This window comes from Streptomyces sp. URMC 127 (assembly GCF_051386535.1).
GTDB lineage: Bacteria > Actinomycetota > Actinomycetes > Streptomycetales > Streptomycetaceae > Streptomyces.
The window spans coordinates 1-3,291 of record NZ_JBPQTW010000377.1 but is presented as its reverse complement, the minus strand read 5'-3'; the positions used below and the strand labels follow the sequence as shown (position 1 = coordinate 3,291).

Annotated in this window: 2 protein-coding genes; one reads left to right on the top strand and one right to left on the bottom strand. The window is 73.5% G+C overall.

Annotation, left to right across the window (positions count from 1 at the left end):
• On the top strand, positions 1–2,387 hold a 2,387-nt coding region (gene pulA, locus ACSNOH_RS34155; protein ID WP_436725336.1), incomplete at its 5' end, for a pullulanase-type alpha-1,6-glucosidase.
• On the opposite strand, the gene ACSNOH_RS34150 is transcribed toward pulA, so the two are convergent.
• Entirely contained in the window at positions 2,384–3,109 is a 726-nt protein-coding gene (locus tag ACSNOH_RS34150; protein ID WP_436725335.1) for a TetR/AcrR family transcriptional regulator, read from the bottom strand. The two genes, pulA and ACSNOH_RS34150, sit on opposite strands and share 4 nt — an antisense overlap.
• Positions 3,110–3,291: the final 182 nt, after the last annotated feature.

Here is a 3,291-nt window from a genome sequence, read left to right as displayed (position 1 = left end):
GCCTCACCCCCGCCCAGCGGGCGAAATACCCCCACCTCGCGGGGTACGACGCCTACCGCGTCCACGCAACCCCGGAGCAGGAGAAGTCCGCCCTCAGGGGTGCCCTCACCGCCGTCAGCGGCGACGTCACCACCGGCGTACAAACCCCCGGCGTCCTCGACGACCTGTACGCGCGCGCCGCCGCCGAGGCGACCCTCGGCCCGTCCTTCCGCAAGGGCCGCCCCACCCTGTCCGTCTGGGCGCCCACGGCCCGCCGGGTGGCGCTGGAACTCGACGGCCGCACCGTCCCCATGCACCGCGACGACGCGAGCGGCGTCTGGAGCGCCACCGGCACCCGCGACTGGACCGGCAAGCCCTACCGCTACGCGGTCACCGTCCACGCCCCGGCCGCCGGCAAGACGGTCACCAACCGCGTCACGGACCCGTACTCGACCGCTCTGACCGCCGACTCCGCGCGCAGTCTCGTCACCGACCTCGCCGACCCGGCCCTGGCCCCGCCGGGCTGGCGCACCCTGCGCAAGCCGAAGGCCGTGCCGCTGCGCGACGCGCAGATCCAGGAACTCCACATACGCGACTTCTCCAGCGGAAAAGGAAACGGAACCGGAACCGGAAACGCAGGCGGCTACCGCGCCTTCACCACCCCCGCATCCCCCGGCATGCGCCACCTGAAGACGCTCGCCGCCGCCGGCACCTCCTACGTCCACCTCCTCCCCGCCTTCGACTTCGCCACGGCCCCAGAACGCCGAGCCGACCAGGCGACCCCGCCCTGCGACCTCGCCGCCCTCCCCGCCGACTCGGCCCGCCAGCAGGAGTGCGTCCGCGGAACCGCCGCGCGCGACGCGTACAACTGGGGCTACGACCCGCTGCACTACACCGTCCCCGAGGGCTCGTACGCCTCCGACCCGGACGGCCCCGGCCGCACCCGGGAGTTCCGGCAGATGGTCCAGGGGCTCGCCGGCGCCGGCCTGCGCACGGTCATGGACGTCGTCTACAACCACACCGCCGCCGCCGGGCAGGACGACAAGTCCGTCCTGGACCGGATCGTGCCCGGCTACTACCAGCGCCTCATGGACGACGGCGCCGTCGCCACGTCGACGTGCTGCGCGGGCACCGCGCCCGAGCACGCCATGATGGGCAAGCTCGTCGTGGACTCGGTGGTGACCTGGGCGAAGGAGTACAAGGTCGACGGCTTCCGTTTCGACCTGATGGGCCATCACCCCAAGGCGAACATCCTGGCCGTGCGCAAGGCCCTCGACGCGCTCACGCCGGCCAAGGACGGCGCCGACGGCAAGTCCGTGATCCTCTACGGCGAGGGCTGGAACTTCGGCGAGGCCGCGAACGACGCCCGCTTCGTCCAGGCCACGCAGAAGAACATGGCCGGCACCGGCATCGCCACCTTCTCCGACCGCGCCCGCGACGCCGTCCGCGGCGGCGGCCCCTTCGACGCCGACCCTCGCATGCAGGGCTTCGCCTCCGGGCTCTTCACCGACCCCAACGCCGCCCCGCAGGGCACCCCGGCCGAACAGCGCGCCCGGCTCCTGCACGACCAGGACCTCCTCAAGGTCGGCCTGACGGGCAACCTCGCCGACTACCGCTTCACCGACTCCGCCGGCCGCAGCGTCCGCGGCGCCGACGTCGACTACAACGGCGCCCCCGCCGGTTACGCGGCCGCCCCCGGTGACGCCCTCGCCTACGCGGACGCCCACGACAACGAGACCCTCTACGATGCGCTCGCCTTCAAGCTGCCGCAGGGCACGGCGCCCGCCGACCGCGCCCGGATGCAGGTCCTCGCGATGGCCACGGCCGCCCTGTCCCAGGGCCCGGCGCTCTCCCAGGCCGGCACGGACCGGCTGCGCTCGAAGTCGCTGGACCGCAACTCGTACGACAGCGGCGACTGGTTCAACGCGATCCACTGGGACTGCGCCGGCGGAAACGGCTTCGGCCGCGGCCTGCCCCCGGCCCCCGACAACGAGGCCAAGTGGCCCTACGCCCGGCCGCTCCTCGCGGACCCGGCCCTGAAGGCCGGCTGCGGGCCCGTCGAGGCCGCCTCCGCCGCCTACCGCGACCTGCTGCGCATCCGCACGACCGAGAAGGCGTTCAGCCTCGCGACCGCCGGGGCGGTCCAGGCGGCGTTGTCGTTCCCGCTGTCCGGCCCGGACGAGACGCCGGGCGTCGTCACCATGCGCCTCGGTGACCTCGTCGTGGTCTTCAACGCGACGCCGCGGCCGCAGGACCAGCGCGTCGCGGCCCTCTCCGGCACGCCTTACGCCCTGCATCCGGTGCAGGCCTCCGGCGCGGATCCGGCCGTCAAGGCCGCGGCCTACGCCCCCGCCACGGGCACCTTCACCGTCCCCGCCCGGACCGTCGCCGTCTTCAAGGCAGGCTAGGGCGCCGGGGCTGGATCGGCAGGTTCAGCCCGGCTGGGCGCCGCCGCTCCGAGCCGGTCCACGAGGTCCGCGAAGGGCCCGTGGACCGGCTCGTCCTCCAGGATGCGGTCCAGCACCGCCGCCATGTCCTCGTCGCCGTCCGCACCCACCGCGGCCAGCGCCGCGAAGGCGCGGACGAGCTGCAGCTCCAGGTCGCCGCGGGGGACGCGGCGGCCGTCGAGCCAGAGCAGGGCCGTCGTCTCCGTGAGCGAGATCCAGGAGCGGAGGGCGAGTTCCAGGCGCGGGCCGGGGGAGGGGATGCCCAGGTGGGCGAGCATCTCGTCGTACGCGGCCTGCCGCACCTTGTCGATCATGACGCAGGTCCGGCCGGAGCCCGCCACGGGGCCGCCGCGCATGAGGGCGGAGAAGCCCGTGCCGTGCTCCTCCACGAAGTCGAAGAACCGGTTCATCACGCGCAGCAGCCGGGCGCCGAGGGGGCCCTCGCGGGGCTCGTCGAAGAGGGCCGCGAGCTCTTCCGCGGCGCGGCTGAGCGCGGCCTCGTAGAGGCTCTGCTTCCCGGGGAAGTAGTGATAGACGAGCGGCCGGGAGATCCCGGCCGCCGCTGCTATCTCGTCGATGGAGACGTCATCCGGGGGACGGTGGCCGAAGAGCTCGAGCGCGACCGAGATCAGCTGCTCACGGCGCTGCTCGACACCCATCCTGCGACGTATCCCGGTCTTCATGGCGGTCATCTTAGGGCAGTCCGGAAACGCCCCATCCTCCGCTGGTTTCCCGCCTGCTGACCCTATTTCAGCTCCTGGAGCGGCGCTATCGCAGAGTGGAAATCCGCTTCCCGTCGGCGAGGCGGGCGCTCAGCTCGGCCTGGGCGCCCGCCTTGGCCGGGACGGCCAGTCGGTCGCCGGCG